The sequence below is a fragment of the Haladaptatus sp. AB618 genome (assembly GCF_024136965.1).
In the GTDB taxonomy this organism is placed as follows: Archaea; Halobacteriota; Halobacteria; order Halobacteriales; family Haladaptataceae; genus Haladaptatus.
In genome coordinates, this window is sequence record NZ_JAMYJX010000004.1 from 71781 (window position 1) to 90910 (window position 19130).

15 protein-coding genes and 1 pseudogene are annotated in these 19130 nt (G+C 55.6%); 7 read left to right on the top strand and 9 right to left on the bottom strand.

The window, feature by feature from the left end; translation table 11 throughout:
• Positions 1 to 56: 56 nt before the first annotated feature.
• Positions 57 to 761 carry a helix-turn-helix domain-containing protein gene (locus NKF26_RS13715; protein ID WP_253225649.1) on the top strand — a complete coding sequence of 235 codons (705 nt, stop codon included), beginning with the start codon at positions 57 to 59 and terminating at the stop codon, positions 759 to 761.
• Here the strand turns inward: NKF26_RS13715 and NKF26_RS13720 are convergent.
• Entirely contained in the window at positions 758 to 2089 is a 1332-nt protein-coding gene (locus NKF26_RS13720; RefSeq protein WP_253225650.1) for a glutamine synthetase family protein, read from the bottom strand. The two genes, NKF26_RS13715 and NKF26_RS13720, sit on opposite strands and share 4 nt — an antisense overlap.
• 442 nt (positions 2090 to 2531) lie before the next feature.
• On the opposite strand from NKF26_RS13720, the gene NKF26_RS13725 reads away from it, so the two are divergent.
• Positions 2532 to 3596 (top strand): thioredoxin domain-containing protein, encoded by a 1065-nt coding sequence (locus NKF26_RS13725; RefSeq protein WP_253225651.1) that lies wholly within the window; start codon positions 2532 to 2534, stop codon positions 3594 to 3596.
• Between the two features lie 1253 nt (positions 3597 to 4849).
• Here the strand turns inward: NKF26_RS13725 and NKF26_RS13730 are convergent.
• The 3 genes and pseudogenes from NKF26_RS13730 to NKF26_RS24395 form a co-directional block, all read right to left on the bottom strand.
• Positions 4850 to 5728, bottom strand: a pseudogene (locus tag NKF26_RS13730) (complex I NDUFA9 subunit family protein); the annotation flags it as partial.
• Between the two features lie 119 nt (positions 5729 to 5847).
• Positions 5848 to 6648 carry a winged helix-turn-helix domain-containing protein gene (locus NKF26_RS13735; protein WP_253225652.1) on the bottom strand — a complete coding sequence of 267 codons (801 nt, stop codon included), beginning with the start codon at positions 6646 to 6648 and terminating at the stop codon, positions 5848 to 5850.
• Positions 6649 to 6776: 128 nt separating this feature from the next.
• Entirely contained in the window at positions 6777 to 7826 is a 1050-nt protein-coding gene (locus NKF26_RS24395; RefSeq protein WP_369682146.1) for an LEA type 2 family protein, read from the bottom strand.
• 808 nt (positions 7827 to 8634) lie between these two features.
• Here NKF26_RS24395 and NKF26_RS13740 point away from each other — a divergent pair.
• From NKF26_RS13740 to NKF26_RS13755, 4 genes are all read left to right on the top strand, one after another.
• The gene (locus tag NKF26_RS13740) at positions 8635 to 8880 is read left to right on the top strand and encodes a PRC-barrel domain-containing protein (protein ID WP_253225653.1); all 246 of its coding nucleotides are present in this window, start codon (positions 8635 to 8637) and stop codon (positions 8878 to 8880) included.
• Positions 8881 to 9357: 477 nt separating this feature from the next.
• A complete protein-coding gene (locus NKF26_RS13745) occupies positions 9358 to 9681 on the top strand; it encodes a hypothetical protein (RefSeq protein ID WP_253225654.1) in 324 nt (107 codons plus the stop codon).
• 268 nt (positions 9682 to 9949) lie between these two features.
• The gene (locus tag NKF26_RS13750) at positions 9950 to 11020 is read left to right on the top strand and encodes a 2,3-butanediol dehydrogenase (RefSeq protein ID WP_253225655.1); all 1071 of its coding nucleotides are present in this window, start codon (positions 9950 to 9952) and stop codon (positions 11018 to 11020) included.
• Positions 11021 to 11228: 208 nt separating this feature from the next.
• The gene (locus tag NKF26_RS13755; RefSeq protein ID WP_253234454.1) at positions 11229 to 12293 is read left to right on the top strand and encodes a linear amide C-N hydrolase; all 1065 of its coding nucleotides are present in this window, start codon (positions 11229 to 11231) and stop codon (positions 12291 to 12293) included.
• A gap of 351 nt (positions 12294 to 12644) precedes the next feature.
• On the opposite strand, the gene NKF26_RS13760 is transcribed toward NKF26_RS13755, so the two are convergent.
• The 5 genes from NKF26_RS13760 to NKF26_RS13780 all read right to left on the bottom strand — a co-directional run bounded on the left by NKF26_RS13760 (position 12645) and on the right by NKF26_RS13780 (position 17850).
• Positions 12645 to 13430, bottom strand: coding sequence for an inositol monophosphatase (locus tag NKF26_RS13760; protein WP_253234455.1), 786 nt, complete (start codon positions 13428 to 13430; stop codon positions 12645 to 12647).
• A gap of 86 nt (positions 13431 to 13516) precedes the next feature.
• A complete protein-coding gene (locus NKF26_RS13765) occupies positions 13517 to 14686 on the bottom strand; it encodes an ABC transporter ATP-binding protein (RefSeq protein WP_253225658.1) in 1170 nt (389 codons plus the stop codon).
• A 26-nt stretch (positions 14687 to 14712) separates the two neighbouring features.
• Entirely contained in the window at positions 14713 to 15546 is an 834-nt protein-coding gene (locus tag NKF26_RS13770; RefSeq protein WP_253225659.1) for a carbohydrate ABC transporter permease, read from the bottom strand.
• The gene (locus NKF26_RS13775; RefSeq protein WP_369682147.1) at positions 15543 to 16457 is read right to left on the bottom strand and encodes a carbohydrate ABC transporter permease; all 915 of its coding nucleotides are present in this window, start codon (positions 16455 to 16457) and stop codon (positions 15543 to 15545) included. The genes NKF26_RS13770 and NKF26_RS13775 overlap by 4 nt, the downstream gene beginning before the upstream one ends.
• 1 nt (position 16458) lies before the next feature.
• Positions 16459 to 17850 (bottom strand): ABC transporter substrate-binding protein, encoded by a 1392-nt coding sequence (locus tag NKF26_RS13780; RefSeq protein WP_253225661.1) that lies wholly within the window; start codon positions 17848 to 17850, stop codon positions 16459 to 16461.
• Between the two features lie 189 nt (positions 17851 to 18039).
• Here NKF26_RS13780 and NKF26_RS13785 point away from each other — a divergent pair, with 189 nt between their 5' ends.
• A complete protein-coding gene (locus NKF26_RS13785; RefSeq protein ID WP_253225662.1) occupies positions 18040 to 19011 on the top strand; it encodes a D-2-hydroxyacid dehydrogenase in 972 nt (323 codons plus the stop codon).
• Positions 19012 to 19130 lie beyond the last annotated feature (119 nt).

Here is a 19130-nt window from a genome sequence, read left to right on the forward strand (position 1 = left end):
TTCAAAATTTTCAGTTATCCACAACCATATAGGGATACGCTGGTTCTATTTCCGCCATGATCGAATACTCGTTTAGAATAAAGCACGAGGGATGCTGGACCAACAGTTTCAACGATGCGTTCCCGAACGCGCGTGCATCCATCATCTACTCCTATCTCGTTCACGGAACGAGCGTCACGATGATCGAGGTGACGCAGGTCGAAGACGGAGAGATCGACGACCTCGTCGATTGGCTAGAGGACCATCCGGTGATGAACACGAGTCGACTCGTCAGTTTCACCAGCGCCACCAACCGGGGCGTCGTCTGTCTAGAAGGCGATTACGACACCGAGACCGAACCGGTACTGAACGTACTACTCGGAAACAGTTGTTTCCCGACGATACCGGCGACCGTCGCCGATGGGTGGGAACATTGGGACGTCCTCGCCCCGACGCACGAACAGGTGAGTCGCGCTCACGAGGAGTTACAGCAACTAGGCACCGTACAGATCGACTCGCTGCACTCCCCCGAGTTCGAGGGAATGTTCATGGGACTCCTCGAAGTCAAGAAAGCGATACAGAACCTCTCCGCTCGGCAACTCGAAGTGCTCTCGCTCGCCATAGAAGAAGGATACTACGACTCCCCCCGTTCGTGTAAACTCAAAGATTTAGCCGAACACGACCCGACGGGCGTCTCGACCGTCGGAGAACATCTTCGCCTCTCGGAGGCGAAGATTCTGAAAGCGATCGGTCCGATGCTGGACCAACCCGCAAAGGACTAGAACTCGTCCCGATACTCCTCGCGTTCCCATTCGGTCACGTGGTCCATCGATCGGTCGAACTCGTCCCGCTTTAACTGTATGAACTCCTCGACGAGCGCCGAACCGAGGGCATCCTCGATCACTTCGTCGTTCTCGAGGTGTTCGAGTGCCGCCCAGAGGGTACGGGGGAGACTCTCGTAGCCTTCGTCGTAGGCATTCTCGATCGTTGGCTCTCCCGGATCGATCTCGTTTCGGATACCGTCCAGCCCAGCCGCGAGCGAGGCTGCGAGGCCGAGATACGGGTTACACGACGAGTCGGGTACCCTGTGTTCGATACGCGTCGCCGAATCGAGCTCGGGGGGTAGGCGAACCACCGTCGAACGGTTGTCCGGTCCCCATGCGATATTGACCGGGGCCCAGATACCCGGGAGGAGCCGTTTGTACGAGTTGACAGTCGGAGCACAGATCGCTGTCAGCGCTTTCATGTGTTCGAGGAGGCCACCGACGAAATGCCGTCCCGTCTCGGAAAGCCCGGACTCCCCGGCGGGATGCTTTCCCGCGGGAAAGCGGATATCGTCGGTGTCGCTTTTGAACTCGTTCTCCGACCCCGTACGGTCCCACAGACTGAGGTGGAGATGCATCCCATTGGCGTCCTCGTGTGAGTGCGGTCGGGGCATGAGCGTCGTTTTACATCCGTGCTGCCGCGAGACGGATTTGAGCATATGGCGGAGAAACATGACGGTATCCGCCGTCCGCAGGGCCTCGTCGTACTCGATGTTGATCTCGTACTGCCCCGGTTGGGATTCCTGATGGACACCGAGAACGTGGCCCCCTGCTGCTTCCATCGCGTTCGTCCAATCGCGGATGAGGTCCGATCCCATGTCGAGGGCATCGAGGTCGTAGGAACAGCGGTCGTTGTAGGGGACCCATCCACCATCGTCGTCCGGACGCAGGAGCGAGAACTCGGTTTCGACACCGACAAGTGCCGTGTATCCCTCCGACTCGAGGTCTTCGAGGACGCTCCTGAGCGCACTCCTGCTGCAGAGGTCGAAGCGTGAGCTATCGACGTTGGTCAGGTCCGTGAAGACCGCTGCCGTGTCGTCGGCCCACTCTATCGGCATCACGGAGTCGGCGTCGGGGACCGCCATCATGTCGCCCGCTTCGGCACCGTATTTCGGGTCGTCGAGGAGTCCAGGTTCGAGGGTCAGTTCGGCGACCCCGTTGGCGAACCCGACTCCCTCTTCGATCGCGTGTGCGGCTTCGTCACCGGAGAGGGAGATTCCGCGTGCAACGCCATTGATGTCGGTCCAGACCAGGCGTATGGTTTCGTAATCTGAAAGGGAAATCATTGGGACGCTTTCTCATCGTTGTATCGGGGCATATGTGTTTACCCCCAAACTTGCGATTTATTAATAATCGACTTCGGCGCTGAATGCAGACGCGGGAAATACTACTTCCACGACGAAAACGGAACGGAGGACGACTACGGGCGGCGTATCCAGACGGATAGACCGACCGAAAGCACGTATTCGACCGTGTGAGTTCTCTACTGCCGTACTAACTGTACCCCGTTTCAGACCACTTCCCATATTGATAATAAATCCGCACAATAGTGTCGGTTTAGACTGCATTTAATATCGTTAATAACGAATGAACTGTTCGAAAATGAGTTCGAACAGTCACGCAAGAGTTCAAAACAGCGAAATTCATCTGGACGACCGAGCGGGTCTATAACCAACCGGTGATTCCACCCAGTCGATGTCAAAGAATAATCCATCTCGACGGACATTTATGAAGACGACGGGCGTTCTCGCAGCGATCGGAGTCGGTGGCGCCATACCCGCGAGCGCGGAAACGGCAATTCCCGAAGCGCCGGTGCCGAACGACACCGACGAACTTACGTACGCGACGATGGGAACGGATCCGAACAATCCCACCGCGACCGTATATGGCAACTTCAAATGCCCGTTCACCCAAAAATTCGTCCGAGAGGGCAATCTCGAAGCGGTACTGAACGAATACGTCACATCCGGTGAAATGAACCTACGGTTTCGGGCGCTCGCATACCAACCGCCGGGGACATCCTCGCACGGTACCTCGACCTACTACATCTCCGATAGCGATCCGCTGATCTCTGAATCCGCATTGAGCGTCTGGGACGTCTCGCCGGACGATTACTGGCAATTTTTCGACTACATGTTTTCGGGTCTCATCTCCGGAAACGTCTCGTTCAGCGAGATGAAAGGCCGCATGCAGACGGCAGACGTCTCCGATCGAGGAACGATCATCGACCGCGCCTCCTCCGGCCGATTCGATGATACTGTGGAAGAAAACCGCTACGATGCCGGTGATTACGGAGTCACGTTCACTCCAACGATGGTTCTCGATGGGGAAACGATCGCTCCCCATCACGATACCGATACCTTACTGAACTGGATCGGAGGTCAGCTTTCGAGTGCGAGTGACTTCTCGCCCGAAGAAACGACCACGTCCGAAAGTTCGTCGGAATCCACGGATTCGAACGATACATCGAACTCGGAGGATGGGTCGAATTCGGATGCTGCATCCGACTCTACGGATTCCGAAGACACTCAGTCGTCTAGTAATGACGAAGATAGCTCCAAGGATACCACGGCAGGAGGGACGAAGGAGGATTCCGATCAGTCATCCGAATCCTCGAAGGCAGGAAGTCAGTCCTCGGCGGCGGAGACTCAGAGTTCGACGTCTAAATCGAAGGACGCATCGACGAACGACGAGGATAATCCCATCGATAGCTCCGAGCCAAGTACCGATGACGTTCAAAATGAAACGATCTCTATCAGAGAGATCTGCCGTATCATCTTGAACCCTGTCTGATTATCCTCCGAGGTGATCGACCCGTCTTGTGAAGCAAAATGAATCTATTCCAATTTGAAGCGCAATCTATAGTGGTAAACTGCAATCTCAAACTGTTGTGAACAATTCCTCAGAAAATACATTACTGGCTGTCACAATTTATACGATGTTGATTGAGAAGTCGTCCGGTGATCAGCGTCGACGAATTTCCCAGAGAATCGACAAACGACCGGTGGTTACGAGATTTCGAGACGGCAAATAGAATCGGAACCACAATTTGGACACGTTTCGGCAGTCCCACAGAGCGTTTTTCCACACCTCCGACACTCAACGACGGTATCTGATCGATCATCAGATACGAAGAGGTGGTGGATGCGAGGTACGATTCTCATATCAATCCCTCTTGTCAATCAGTAATAAGCTTTGTGGATGGTTACCAATCCAACATGTCTTTCCGTTCCACGAACCGTGCAATTCTTGCCGAAGCGTGATACAAGCGGTGGATAACAAAAACACAAAACACTTACCAGCGCGATTTATATCAATGTATATGGACGTCTCGACAACCATTCCGGAAGGGAGTGTCGCTGAAAGGGTCGTACTGGTCCCACTGACGGCGATCTTTACGACGCTATTGATCGTAACAGTCACGGCTGTACTACTTACACAGCGGCAGTTCGAGACTGCCTATCATTGGCTCGTCTTCGACTGGCGGGAACCGATATAATCCTCTCATAGTTACCGGGTCCGTTCCAGTCACGGTTTGCCGGTTCGCCATCGTCTTCGTCGTTCTCCGAGCGAAACTATCGAACGCTCCGTCGTCGATGTCTTTGTCGATGGCAACCGTGCTTACGGACGGTGTTGCGATAGAAGTGGTACACGGGGACGGAAGGACCATCGGGGTGGCACGTCTGTATTCAGGATGGTGTGATCGTGTGCCGGCTTGGTTTGAAACGCCGTCCGAGCCACGTCACGGCCACAGCGAACAGGTAGTACGTTACGATGAGACCGGCGTCCCAAAGATACCTCCCCGAACCGGGAACGATCGGATCGATGGCGTAGACGACGTTCTCAAGCCCCCAGAGATTATCATACAGAACGAGCATGAGGAGGTACGCTGGGACGAATAACACCCGAGGGAGTTCCCCATAGCTGTAGATATCGACCACATCGGGGAGGTGCCACGTCAGCGCTAGGAAGGCGAATAGAAGCAGGGTCGATCTTGCCGTCCACGCCGATCGGGTGTTAGGCGACTGCTGTCCATCTGTCCCGTTCGAGAGATACTCGGCCAGCGAACGAAGGTCGTCCGTTTCCAGACCGAATGCTCGAACGTCGTTCTCTCGGACCGTGTTGTCGAACTGGAGTGACCGATACTGGTCGGTTCCCATGGGGAACCCCGGAAGTTTGTCACCGACGTGTAACCCGAGTTTGACGAATACCATCGGTATCGGAACGACCCTGATCGACGTACCGTCGGCTTGGTAGACCAACCGTGTTACGTCGGCGAGCGTGAGTACGTCCGGACCGCCGAGTTCGTAGACTTCCTCGTCGTGCTCGTCGTTTTCGACCGCATCCACGAGCATCGGGGCCAGGTCGCCGACCCACAGTGGTTGGAAACGGGTCGTTCCACCGCCCGGGAGGCCGGTTACGTATGGGGTCGTGAGCATCTTCGTGAAGTCGATGAACTCGCCACCGTCGCCGAAGATTACAGATGGACGAATGAGTACCCAATCGAGAGCGGCGTCGCGAACCGTTCGTTCCGCCGCACCTTTCGCTCGGAGATAGGCCGTCGGGCCATCGGGATCCGCACCGAGGGCACTCATCTGTACGAGTTTCCGGACGTCGTGTGCTTCTGCCGCTTCGACCACGTTTTCGGTGCCATCAGCATGGACGCGCTCGTGCATCCCTTCCCCGCCATCCGGCGTGAACAGTGGCGAAAGGGCCACGAGATTGACGACGACTTCTTGCTCGGCGAACGCTCCTTCGATCGAACCGTACTCGGTCACGTCTCCATTCGCTACTCGAACGGTGTCCGCGGGGAGATCGTTCTCTGCCGCACGCGCAAGAACGGTCACCGCGTGCCCTCGATCCACCAATTCGCGAACGACGTTAGTACCGATAAATCCGGTACCGCCGACGACCAGGACGTTCATACGCATAGCTTTATCTGCGGGACAATTTACGATATCTGCCGACGTACGTGCCAATCAGTGGCGTCTCCGCCAGTCACCGTCCATGGCGAATCGTTCCTGCAAAACCCGCGTGATACTCCTCAGGGTCCGAGCGAAAACGGGAGTGAAAACGAGGGCTCGATCAAATCGGCCTGTCCGCGGTACCGTTCGAACAATTCCTCGCCCCACTGGAGGAACTCCGTATCGGTCGAATGGACGCACGCTTCGAGGTGGCCTCCACTGTCGTATGCCCCCATTAGAAGCTGGTCGTCACCGAGGGTGAGGCCGAACCCGAGGCTATTCGGATACCGGTAGAGGTCGAGGACACCGACGCTCACGACGATTTTAAATTCGGTCGGATTCAGACTGCGTGCTCGATCGATCGTGTCTTCGGCCATCACCAGTTCGGTGTGGACGCCATCCAGTGCTAGTTCGGCGTGGACGTCGTGGAACAACCGGCTGAGAACCGGCGAAATCATTCGAATATGGTCGGAGTCGAACTCCCGGACGCGTTCGAGGTATGCATGGATCGGTGCTTGCGGATTTTCGGGGGAGACTGTGACGAGGGAAGCGCCATCTAACCACCGTGGATCGGGAGAGTGTTCGATATCGGGGAGATTCCTGAGAAACGGCCCAAACGTCTCGATTCGGTCCAACGCCTTCAAGTAGGTCGTGTGTTCGTCGACGATGCAGTCACCGATCGTCGTGAGTCGATACGTGCCACCGCTTTTGGTCGCCCAGCCACGTTCGACGAATTGACCGAGATGGCGTTGAATGCTCCGCCGGGAGAGGGACAGTACGTCGGCGAGTTCCGCTGGCGATCCGGGCTGTTTCCTGAGATGAGTGAGCAACTCTCGGCGTTCCGGAGAACCGGCGAGGAATCGAGCGAGATCGTTTGACATCCTAGCGGTCACTACGCTTCCACTTCCAAAAAATAAGTTGCTCTTCGATAGCAGAACGGGGTCGACGGAACTGCAATCACCGAGGCAGATTCGAGCAGGAGGAATGGCCCTGCCTGCAACCGAGTGATTCATCCACACGTCGTTTTGGCCGTTTGATTATCCTCGAAAATGGCAGTTTGCATGGTACATCGATAGGTGATACCGTCCCCGTCGGGCACACGAATCGGTTTTCCGACTCCGAGCGGGTTAACGACGAGTTGTGTATGGACTGCAATGGTGGAACGCTCATCGTTACGAACGTGCGATCGGAACCAGTCATCGACTTTGTCATTGTTCATCGTGACCGGGATGACGACGTCCCGGGTTTCCCCCGGCAATAGAAGCTTCCGTTTCGTCGCGTTCGCTGAAAGGACACCGCTTCCCGAGTGAAACATGGGTATGCCGTTTACGTCTGCTCTCATTCTGAGTCCGGTTGGATCGACGACGATCGGAACCGTCTTGCTCGGATTGTGAATTCGAAATCGCACTAGGACCGTCGTCCGATTCCGATTGACTCGCCCCAGCGTCGTCTCGACGTCCTGCACCTCCGCGCCGACGGTCACGTTCCGATGAACAGGACCAACGTCGACCCGCCGAGTACGGACGTACTTCCCTTCCGTTTTTGCGGCGGCGTGTGAGAGCGAATCGAGAATGGGTGCTTGGTTTGCAAACTGGGTATGCGTCTTTGAGACGTGATACGACCAATTTTTGACGGGCGTAGCGATGTGAAGGGTCCCCTGAGCAGTCGCATGGATCGTTTCGTTCGCCTCGATGAAATTCACCCACCAGTCCTTCAGCCGGTCATTTTGGATGTATGTAGACTGTGTTTGTGTCGTGTTCCCGCGGGGAAGGTCGACCCTGTTTCGAGTTCCCTTCGCAACGGTGACTCCGTTGAGAGAAATCGAGTAGCGTGCGTGCAGTGTGTTGCCAGTTGTAAAATCGATGGGGTACGGGTTGGTTGTCCAGAACGTGGTAACGACCTCGGTTTGGTGAGGAGTGACGCTACCCCAATCTCCGAAGTCCTGAACGCCAGCGGTTGGTTTCGGTACTGCCCCGCTCGTCACCGCCAAGTATCCACTTCCGGCGAGAACGAGTATCACTAGTACACCACCGATAACGAGGTTTCGTATTCGTGTCATGAGTGTTCGAATCTTTCCGAATCGATCGTCAGCGACCTCGGTCCACAGTACGACGGGAGAATGTGTTCCAAGGAGCGTAATTCCCTTGGCTATCTCTTTGTAATTATCCACACAATTTCATTAGTAGAACGATATGAACGACTCCGAGATGGGGAAACATTCACACTCTACCGTCGAAGATAGTGAGAACCCGTCCAGCAACGGGTTCGACTGCGATATTTTCGTGTTCGATCGAGTTTCGACGTGGCTATTCGAGGATTTGTCGATCCAGTCAGACAGTTTCGTGAAGACTGTTTCATTCCGTTCGTGGTAGAAATCTCAACAGAAGGAACCGCATAACAATACCGGATGCGGCCATTGACTGGAATGCGAGCGCCGTAGGACGTGGACTCTATCGCCAGGTTCCTACGCGTTCGAGCATCGCTGAGCAAACAACGCCATGTCGCACGTCAAACATACGCTAGCCTGGCTGTGCCCACTCTCCTGGCATAGCCAATCTACGCTTCGATGGAGAGATATCCGAGGAGAACGGGTTGCTTGTTGGTAGAAGCACCATCGACACCGCGTCGATGGCGGCCACCTCGTGGCCCCGGTGGTTCGATTCCGCCCCCGTTCGTTTTCCCAGTAGCGATTTCCCCACCCGGAATGCCCATTTCCAACGCTCGTTGGGTTATTCCCTACGTCGGGAACAGTGAGACGATTGGATCACGAATTTGGCCGAACATGGATTTCGAATCCCTCGGCAGTTCGAACATTTCGTCGGGGTTGTATGGGAATATTTGAATAGTATACACCAATACAAGATAGTATGGCAGATGTCTTCGCTACTAATTTGATCGGGATGACAACCATCGGAACGCATGGAACTACCCTGGGAGAGGTCTCTGATATTACAACGAACGTGAATGTGGGGGAACTCTTGCACCTCGTTATCGACCCCGATGAAACCGCCGATCAGGATAGCATCGATATAGCTGTCGATGAGAACGATTTCTTCGAATTGCCCATCGATCGGATTCACGCCGTCAATGACTATATCGTCGTAGAATTGTGATTATCCGTCTACATCAAAAAGACGGTCGTCACGATGAACCAGGAGACGGAGTTTCCGGCGGTGACTGCTCGATGAGACGCAGATGAGAGCAACCACTGTCGTCGTCGCTGGTCGTCCGATCGCTTTTTGCAGTATGTGGCTGGCTACCAACATTCAATACGATTTTATAACATTCTGAAACGACGGAAGTGATACGAGAGGTCATCAATCATGAGATTTTCCCCGGAGTAAGGAGCTTCTCGGTTTACGCATCGGTCACGCTGTGGTCCGTACACGTAGCAGCCGTCGCTATGAAGACTGGACTTGATAGAAAACCGATTCACGAAAACCGATTTCGAACCTGACGGACGCCCTGTCTAAAAACGGTGACGGGGCTGCTGGTGGGAGGCGTTCCTGATACGCGTTAGCGGTATCGCTGCGCTGAGAGACGGTGTATCGCCCGCGAATCGATTCAACCGACTGCACGAGTAGATATCTATGAAACAACCACCCCGAAAACGATTACCCCACGAACAGAGCCATCAGAGTACCGGTCGTCCGCCACCAGGGCAGCAGGATTCGATAGACGCGGTCGTCGTGACCCTACTCGGACTCCCCCTGTACCTGGTAGTGGGACTGTTGGTGAGCACGGCCCCGGTCCTTGCTGTAGTGGTCGCGGCGATTGCTGGAATCGCCACGCTTTCCGTCGTTATCCCCTACGTCACCATTCGGATCGTCACGATAGTGCTCGAACGACGGAGTCCGAACAGTCAATCGATACGGAACAACACGGAACTGAACGAGAGTTCGAATCCCGAATAAACCGCCGAATGGACCATCCCTCTTTTCGTCGCTTTGGACGCTCAGACGCAAACAGTCAACTTGCTCCAAGGGCCGTACTCCAGAGCCAAGCTACCGGTGTCGTATTCATCCGAGCGTCGATCACGTCGTATATCTTGACCCGGTAAAATCCTAAGAAATAGGTACAATAGGTAACTCAGTTAACTATTTTTATCCGTGATCCCGTTCCGCCGATTCTCAGCGAAATCACCACAACATCTATCACGAATCTTGGTGAAGTTGTGGTGCTATGCAGACCGCAAGATGGCACGGACAACGTGACATTCGCGTCGAAGAGACGGAGGAATCGAGTGTTGGAGCGACGGATGTACGTGTGGAGGTCGATACGTGCGGGATCTGTGGCTCCGATTTACACGAGTACGCAGCAGGACCCATATTCATCCCCGAAGGAGATCCACATGCGATTTCAGGTGAACAGGCACCGATCACGATGGGACACGAGTTCAGCGGTGTTATCAGTGAGGTAGGGGAGGACGTGGAAAACCTTACCGAGGGTGACGCAGTGGCGATCAATCCCATCCTCTATTGTGGCGAGTGTCGCCAATGTCGGGAGGGAAATTATCATATCTGTGATTCCGGTGGTTTCGTCGGTCTGTCCGGTGGCGGCGGTGGGTTCGCCGAAAACGTGGTTGTGAGTGCAGAGAAGGCAGTTCCACTCGGGGAGGACGTTCCGCTCGAACACGGCGCGCTAGTCGAACCGTTGAGCGTTGGTCTCCATGCCGTTCGTCGATCGGGTATCAGTGCAGGCGACACCGTCGCGGTCTTCGGCAGCGGCCCCATCGGCCTGTCGGTGATTCAATGTGCACGGGCGGCCGGTGCCAGACGGATCTTCGTTTCGGAACCCCGGGCGGCCCGCCGTGACCGAGCGGCGGACTCCGGGGCCGACCATCTCATCGACCCAACCGAGGTCGATGCCGTCGACGAAATACGCTCATCGTCCGACGGTGGAGTCGACGCGGCGTTCGAAGTCGCTGGCATCGAACCGACGTTCAACGCCGCGCTCGAAAGCACACGACCGGGTGGGACCGTTACCGTGGTGAGTATCTGGGAAGAGACGGTGAATATGCCCCCGAATACACTCGTCCTCGGCGAACGGACACTCACCGGAACGCTCGCATATCTGGGAGGACCTCGCTCGAACGAGGAATACGGGATGGTTATCGATATGCTCGCGGACGGGACGCTCGATCCGGATCCGCTCGTTACCGACCGCATCGATCTCGATGATATCGTCGACGAGGGGTTCGAATCGCTCCTCGACGAAGGGAGCGATCAAGTGAAAATCTTCGTCAAACCGTAATTTTCACTCCGGTTCATTTGAGTCACATGATTCCAACGGACTGCACATTACCTTCTCAAAATTATGACAACTAGTTTGGTGGCGTCCGTGTAAAACCGATGGCGGTGTGCCGTGACTCCGAAACAAATGTTTATCAAATCTGATGTCGATCTACTGACTCATGGATTACACTGTGATCTCGAACCGGTCCACAGGAGGTCGGCCATAGATGTGTACTCGCCTCTCATATCTCGGACCTGATGACCGCACTCTCACCGCCCGGTCGATGGACTGGAAAGTGGATATCGGAACGAACATTTGGACGCTCCCCCGTGGCATAGAGCGCGATGGCAAGGTCGGACCGGCCTCGTTGACCTGGACGGCTCGGTATGGAAGCGTGGTCGCTACTGCCTTCGACGAGGTCACGACGGACGGCGTGAACGAAGCAGGTTTAGTAGCCAACTTGCTTTGGTTGCCCGAATCGGAATATCCGGACTGGGACGGCGAGTCATCCGCAATGTCGATTTCTCTGTGGGCGCAGTATATGCTGGATAATTTCGAAACCGTCGCCGAGGCCGTAGAGAACGTTCGACAGGAGGATTTCGCAGTCGTAACCGCCCAAGTTCCGGGCGAAGATCGGTTGGCTGCACTCCACCTCTCGCTATCGGACGCCACCGGTGACAGTGCGATTATGGAATTCGTCGACGGGGAGTTGGTCGTCCATCATAGCCACGATTACCAAGTCATGACCAACTCGCCGACCTTCGACAAACAGCTCGCATTGGCTGAGTACTGGAAAGAGATCGGTGGAACGGTCATGCTTCCCGGAACGAACCGTCCTGCGGATCGGTTCGTAAGAGCCCGTTTCTACGCGGACGCGATTCCTCACGTTGAGGATCGGCGTACTGCGACTGCAAGCGTATTTAGCGTCATTCGAAACGTATCCGTGCCGTACGGTATCAGCACGCCGGATGAACCCCACATCTCGTCGACGCGCTGGCGAACGGTCGTGGATCACAAGGACCTGATCTACTACTTCGAGTCGGCGCTCACGCCCAACGTCTTTTGGATCGAATTGGACGACATCGACGTCTCTTCCGAAGCGGATGCGCGAGTTCTCGAATTGGGATCGAATCAGTCCAACACCTTCTCGGGAGAAGTGTCCGATCGAATGGTCGCTAGCGAGCCGTTTACGTTTCTCGGGGCCCCGCCGAGTAGCAATCACGTCATCGTGGTTTCGAACGCCGAATTTGGAAGAGATAACCCACACAACACTGGTGGGTCACGGAGCTAAATATCGTGGTCGATCAAATTCAGGATTGATACCGAACACGGCCACCTTTCCTGCGAGTCTGTGTATCGTGGTTAATCAACTATACATACATGAACTTCCTATTTCCATTTCTGAGATCTAACAAATTATGGACGTATAAACGAATTACCTCTCACGAGGTGAATTTGTGGTCTTTTCTTATTTCCACATGTTTCACCAGAATATTTTTTATACAAGCAGAGAATCTATTCTTTTATCTTTGGTCATAAACTAATGCGTGAGGAGTTCAGTTGATCAGTCATCGATAGATGCATTCTCAAACTAGTTCATGATCCGTATGGAAACGGCGTCTCGGGAAGGCTCGGATTTGGCTTACCGAATCATCTGTGCGACGTATTCGACTACTTCGCCGTGTCGTTTGCCGTTCGTTGCGACGATACCCTCGGCGTCCGGCGTCCAGCGGGTGCCATCGATATCGGTTACCGTTCCACCTGCCTGTTCGACCAGATAGACCCCTGCGATCGTGTCCCACGGATTTGGCTCCGGTTGCGTCGAGACGGCAGCGTCGATGGTACCGCTAGCGACCATTCCTAGCGTCACCTGTGCGCAGCCGAAACGCCGCAAATCGCCAAATTGGCGTATCAATCCCCGAAGAAGGTTTCCAAATTCCTCGTCCCGTTCGGAGCCGTACCGGAGAATGGGCGCGACGATGAACTGCTCGGGGTCGGTTTCCGTACTCACCGCGGTTCGCTCGCCGTTCAGCATCGTGCCGTTCGAATCCGCGGTGTAGACATCGTCCACGGCCGGAGCGACGGTCGTCGCGGCGACGGTTTCGTGATCACGGACGGCGGCTACCGTCGTCGTCCAGAGGTGAACCCCTCTGACGAAGTTCGTCGTCCCGTCGATGGGATCGATGACCCAAGCGTTTCCGTCATCGGGAAGGGACTTGCGTTCGTCCTCTTCCTCGCCGACGATGGTCGCTTCCGGATATCGGTCTTTGATGATTTCGATGACACGGTGTTGCGTGTCGGTGTCCGCTTGCGTGACGAAGTCCATCTTCGAATCCTTGGTTTCGACGTCCAACTCGGTTCGGAACTGTCTGTGAGCGACGGTTGCACCCTCTACTGCCGCACGGAATGTGGTATCTTGTCGTGTCATGGTTGCCGTTTTCGTCGTGTACATTCGAATCCCATCATATTACATATTATCGCCGGACAGCCGGGGAAACAATCTAACTGGTGAAATCAGACGATTCGAGCCCCTGATTTTTCGAATACCCACGCCTCTTCGGTCTCGAAATCCACCTGAACGCGGTCTGTGTACTGTGAGATTTCTCCTTGTGACGTGAGCGCCGAGAGGGAAATTCCGTTTGCGGATAGGTGGATCGCATCCCTGTCGCCGAGCGGTTCGATCACGTCGACGTCTGCAACGAACGTGTCTCGGCCACTATCGAGACGCAGGTACTCGGGTCGAATACCGTAAACGACGGTTTCTCCCACGCGGTCTTTCATCACCGCGGTTTGCTCATCCGTCGCGGGAATCGTGCCGAGGTCGGTAACGAAAGACAGACCAGTCGAATCGCGTTCGACCGTCCCCTCGATCAAGTTCGGCGACGGCGACCCGATAAAGTCGGCGACGAAGCGGTTCGTGGGGTCGTTGTAAATGTCGTACGGACTTCCGATCTGTTGCACGTGACCGTCGTTCATCACGACGATTTTGTCGCCGAGCGTCATCGCCTCTTCCTGGTCGTGTGTGACGAAGATCATGGACGTGTTCAGTTCACGCTGGATCTTCTTGACTTCGACGCGCATGTGGTCCCGAAGGTTGGCGTCGAGCGCGGAGAACGGCTCATCGAGCAGAAACGCGGCGGGTTCCATCACCATCGCACGACCTAGCGAGACGCGCTGTTGTTGTCCACCGGACAACGCCGAGGGCTTTCGATCCAACATCGAAGCGATGTCGAGCGTTTCCGCCACCTCCTCCACACGTCCGTTCTTTTCGTCCTTGGAGAGGTCCGTGTTCATGTCGAGACCGAACCGCATGTTTTTCCGCACGCTCATGTGTGGAAACAGGGCGATGCTCTGGAAGACGAACGCGAGGTTTCGATCCTTCGATTTCAGTCCCGTAATGTCCTCATCGTCCACGAGGATGTGACCGTCATCCGGTTCTTCGAGCCCGGCAATGCAACGAAGCGTGGTTGTTTTTCCACATCCCGATGGCCCGACGAAGACGACGAACTCCCCCTCGTCGATGTCGATGTTCACGTCGTCGCACGCGACGATTTGTCCGTCGTTGAACGTTTTCCGAACTCCATCGATTTTGATGTGTGCCGTCCCACTCGCTCCGGAGGGTTGGTTGACGTTCGATTCCACTGTCGATTCGTTCGAACCGGTCTCGTCTGTTGCTTGCGTCATTGTTGGATGTGTTCTCGCTGGTTGTGTCATACGGTGAATGCGTTCTCGAGGTAGTTCCGTGCGACGAGGTAGATTATCGTCGGTGGGATTCCGATGATGAGCGTCTCGGCCATCAGTTTCCCCCAATACACCCGTTCACCCGAGCCACCGCCGATGGTCCCATACAGCACCGGGACGGCCGGAACCGGTCCGGTACCGGTCGTCAGCAGGTTCGCGAAGAGGAAGTCGTTCCAACCGGTGAGGAAGGCGAGGAAGCCGACGGCGACGATTCCGGGCGCGGCCAGCGGAAGGATGACCCGCAGGAACGCCGTGAACTGCGTACAGCCGTACACTTGGGCCGCTTCCTCGATGTCGTCCGGGAGTTTCTCGAAGAAGTCCCGAAGGATCCAAATCGCAAACGGGGTGACGAACACCTGATACGCCAGGATCATCCCGGGAATGGTGTTGTACAGTCCCAGGTCGTTCCAGAGGTCCATGATCGGGATGACGAGGAGGATGTACGGGAACATCATCGCCGAGATGATGGCGTAAAACCCCGCTTTCTTCCCGTAGAACTCCTTTCGAGCGAACGCGTATGCCCCCGGTATGGTGATGATCAACGCCAGTATCGCGGTCCCGGCACCGATGAGGAAACTGTTCAGAAGGTTCGTCTTGAGTTCGGTAAAGCCGTTCGTCCACGCCTTCAACGTCGGTGCGTGCGGGATGATGTGTGGCGCACCGAAGAACTCGTTCGGCGGCATGAACGACACCGAAACGATGAACAAGAGGGGGATCAGGTTCGACAACACCAGAAATCCGACCACGCCGTACGTGGTCGCTTTGACAGTGACACCGACGGTGTCGTAGCCTTCGGTGCTCATGCTCCCCCCTCGCTCGCTCGCTCGAACTCGCGGATGAACACGAACACGAAGCCGATGGTCAGGAGGAGCAGGACGATTCCGACCGCGTAGGCGACGCCCATCTGTCCCTGACCGTAGGCGAACCGATACAGTAGCACCGCGAGGATCGAGGTATCGTAGCCCGGTCCTCCGTTGGTGAGTTGGAGCACCTGCGAAATCTTCGTCATGTTCCAGATGAGCCTGATGCTCACCGCGACCAAAATCGCGCTTTTCAGTTGGGGAAGCGTCACGCGAAGGAACGTCTGATATCGGTTCGCGCCGTACATCTGTGCCGTTTCGTACATCTCCTCGGGGATGCTTTCGAGGTTTGCGGAGATGATGAGGAACATGAACGGCCAGAACGTCCAGGTCGTCACGAACATGACGACGCCGAGCGCCATATCCCCGTGGCTACCCCAGTAGACGGTCTTATCTAAGACGTGCCATTTCGTGAGAAAGCCGAAGACAGGCCCGAGGTCCGGTTCGAGCATGTACGCCCAGATGGTGCCCGTTATCAGTGGGGGGACGGTGTACGAGATGAGGAACGTCCCGGTTACGAACCCTTTCCCACGCCGAAGTTCACGAACCGCGAGCGCGGCCATCACGGCGACGACCAATTGCAACACGGTGGTGAGCGTGAACATCAAGGTCACCTTCAGCGACGTGTAAAACGGGTTCCATCCGAACAGGAACGTGTAGTTCTCGATGCCGGTCCACGTTGGTTCACCGCCGAACGGCCAGTTGTTGAAACTCATGTAGATTCCCTGCATGAACGGCATCCACATGAGCACGACGAGGAAGAGGAGAACCGGAAGTATCAGCAGATAGGAGAACCAGTCCTCCGATAACTGTTCGGTTCGATTTCTCACGTTGAATAGATTTCGCGTCGACATATCAGAGCTCTATTTGTTTGCGGATCTGTTTCGCGGTGCGGTCACAGGCTTGCTCGGGGGAGATTTTCCCGCGAACGGCCTCCTGGAAGAGCGGACCGGCGATGTTGTACTGGATGGCGTTCATCTTGGGATGGCTGGCCCACCCGTTCTCCATGCCGTCCACCGTCGTTTCCAGCGTGGAGATGAACTTGCTGTTCCCGATCGCTTCGTTGCTTTTCACGCCGTCCCAAACGTCCTTTCTGACGGGGAGTGTCGCCAACGAACTCGGGACTTGTTTCTGGAAATCCTTCGAGAGGAGCTTGTTTATCCAGGCGATAGCCGTATCCTCGTGTTTCTTCCAGACGCTCTTTTTCACGCCGTCCGGTTTACGCATGAGCGCGACACACTGTGTGAAGAAATCGCCCCTATTTCCGGCGTTCCCTTTCCACGACGGTGCGAACACGATTTTTCCCGACTTGAGCATATCTTCGGCACGGCTCCGAAAGAGCCCGAAGTCCTTCGTGCTACCCTGGTACATGCTCACGGAACCGGAGATGAGATTCTGGGCGACGGATTCGTTGGACGCCGTCGGGGCCTTGTCCGACGAGAGCCCGTGTTTCTGGTAGATATCCACGTACCGTCTGGTCGCTTTCTTCCACACGTCGTTGTCGTAGTTGACGTCCGACCAATCCTCGTTGAGGTACATACCGTCGTAGCCGCCATCGGATGCGGTCCACGTTATGAGCGCTTCGTCGGTGACGTCCCCCTGTGCGCCGTAAATCTGGAACCCGTAGTCTCCCGGACCCTTGTTCTGTAGTTGCTTAGCGATTCGAAGGAGGTCCTGATAATCCTTCGGCGGGAAGTCGTCCTCGATGGAGAGACCGGCCTTTTCGAAGTGGTCGGCCCGGGCGATGAACGGTGCGCCGACTTCGAGTCCGATCGGGACCTCGTAGAGGTCCGCGTCGAAGCCACGGTAGCAACTCTGGGCCATCTCGAAGGCCCATTTGGCGTTTTTCAGCGCGTCAGAGTCGAGTCGGTGTTTGTACTCGTCGACCGGTTTCACCCAGCCAGGGTCGATGAACTGTCCGTTGAGCGAGTTCGTCGAATCGTAGATGACCGGGCGGTTTCCGTTCTGCATGTTGTTCTTCCATTTGCCGCCGTTGATGTCGTCCCAACTCGCCCAGTTCATCTTCATCGTCGCGTCGTGTTGCTTCTCGAAGTCGTCGACCGACGACTCCATCAACTGCTTTGCGACCTCCGACTGGGAGTGAAAGTACTCCCAGTACTGGAAGTCCTTCCCGCTACCACCGGAACTGTTTCCGTCGGTGACGGCACTGATACAGCCGGAAAGCCCGGCGATTCCACCGATTCCTATCGTTTTGACAAACTGTCGTCTTGATGCCTCAGCCGACATGGTTTGCCACAAATGAACACGCAGGTATAAATCTTTGGTGTGAAATGAGAAATTATCTACTCGAAGAACAATGATGAACGATATGTCGTGGGTTCTGTAACATAAATCATTGAGAAAAACACTAATATACCGACCTTTGGCTGTTTAGATTACCGCCACGGGTGTCATACCCGACGGCGGAGAATACCCATGAATGACGAGACAGCAGACATCCTCGTACTGCGAAGTGACACACACGGACTGCCAGCGAAAGATTACGCCGATCTGCTTTCCCAACGCCTGCCGAATCACCGGGTTCATCTCGCCCGGACTTCGTCCGACGAGCGTGACCTCATCGAGCGAGCGGACGTCGTCTCCGGCGTCGATATCGACGAAAACCTCCTGGAGTACGCGGAAAACCTTCGGTTGTTCGCGGGCGTTGCGGCCGGCTACAACCACCTCCCGCTCGAAGCATTCTCCGAGATGGGCGTCACGGTGACGAACGCCTCAGGTATTCACGCGCCGAACATCGCGGAACAGGTCCTCGGCTACGTGCTTTCCTTCTCGCGCCGACTTCGAGAGGGATGGGAGCGCGAAAAGCGACACGAGTGGCGACATTTCCAAGCCGAGGAACTGAAAGACAGCACCGTCACCGTCGTCGGACTCGGCGCGATCGGAACGGCGATCGTCGATCGGTTCGCCGGATTCGATGTCCATACCATCGGGGTACGGTACACTCCTGAAAAAGGTGGTCCGACTGATGAGGTCATCGGGTTCGAACGGGAGGCGTTCCACGACGCCGTATCGAGGACGGATTATCTCCTGATCGCCGCACCGCTAAGTGACACGACCCGTGGACTCGTTTCGGAGGAGGAGTTCAAGACGTTGCCGCCAAACGCGAGGGTGGTCAACGTCGGTCGAGGACAGATAATCGACACTGATGCGTTGGTATCCGCGATTCAGAACAACCAGATCAACGGTGCGGCACTCGATGTCACGGATCCCGAACCGTTACCGGCGGACCATCCCCTCTGGCGATTCGAGAACGTCACGATCACTCCGCACAACGCGGGTCACAGTCCGAAGCACTGGGATCGGTTGGCGGAGATCGTAGCGAACAACGTGAATCGACTCGCCGAAACGAACGGGAGGGAGGAGTTAGAGAACGTCGTTCGATCCTAACTCGCTGTCGGCACCGTTCGGCGTGGCCTTTCAGTTGCCAACGATCAATTCTCCCGGGAAGAAGTGTCGGTCGCACCGATTCCCCTATTCCACGGTCGTGGAGGAATTACGTTTAAACC

Coding starts and splice junctions, on each gene's coding strand:
- NKF26_RS13735 (WP_253225652.1), bottom strand. CDS start 6,648: ATGTCAAACGATCTCGCTCGATTCCTCGCCGGTTCTCCGGAACGCCGA.
- NKF26_RS13725 (WP_253225651.1), top strand. CDS start 2,532: ATGAAGACGACGGGCGTTCTCGCAGCGATCGGAGTCGGTGGCGCCATA.
- NKF26_RS13770 (WP_253225659.1), bottom strand. CDS start 15,546: ATGAGCACCGAAGGCTACGACACCGTCGGTGTCACTGTCAAAGCGACC.
- NKF26_RS13755 (WP_253234454.1), top strand. CDS start 11,229: ATGTGTACTCGCCTCTCATATCTCGGACCTGATGACCGCACTCTCACC.
- NKF26_RS13750 (WP_253225655.1), top strand. CDS start 9,950: ATGCAGACCGCAAGATGGCACGGACAACGTGACATTCGCGTCGAAGAG.
- NKF26_RS13740 (WP_253225653.1), top strand. CDS start 8,635: ATGGCAGATGTCTTCGCTACTAATTTGATCGGGATGACAACCATCGGA.
- NKF26_RS13745 (WP_253225654.1), top strand. CDS start 9,358: ATGAAACAACCACCCCGAAAACGATTACCCCACGAACAGAGCCATCAG.
- NKF26_RS13785 (WP_253225662.1), top strand. CDS start 18,040: ATGAATGACGAGACAGCAGACATCCTCGTACTGCGAAGTGACACACAC.
- NKF26_RS13780 (WP_253225661.1), bottom strand. CDS start 17,850: ATGTCGGCTGAGGCATCAAGACGACAGTTTGTCAAAACGATAGGAATC.
- NKF26_RS24395 (WP_369682146.1), bottom strand. CDS start 7,826: ATGACACGAATACGAAACCTCGTTATCGGTGGTGTACTAGTGATACTC.
- NKF26_RS13720 (WP_253225650.1), bottom strand. CDS start 2,089: ATGATTTCCCTTTCAGATTACGAAACCATACGCCTGGTCTGGACCGAC.
- NKF26_RS13765 (WP_253225658.1), bottom strand. CDS start 14,686: ATGACGCAAGCAACAGACGAGACCGGTTCGAACGAATCGACAGTGGAA.
- NKF26_RS13775 (WP_369682147.1), bottom strand. CDS start 16,457: ATGTCGACGCGAAATCTATTCAACGTGAGAAATCGAACCGAACAGTTA.
- NKF26_RS13715 (WP_253225649.1), top strand. CDS start 57: ATGATCGAATACTCGTTTAGAATAAAGCACGAGGGATGCTGGACCAAC.
- NKF26_RS13760 (WP_253234455.1), bottom strand. CDS start 13,430: ATGACACGACAAGATACCACATTCCGTGCGGCAGTAGAGGGTGCAACC.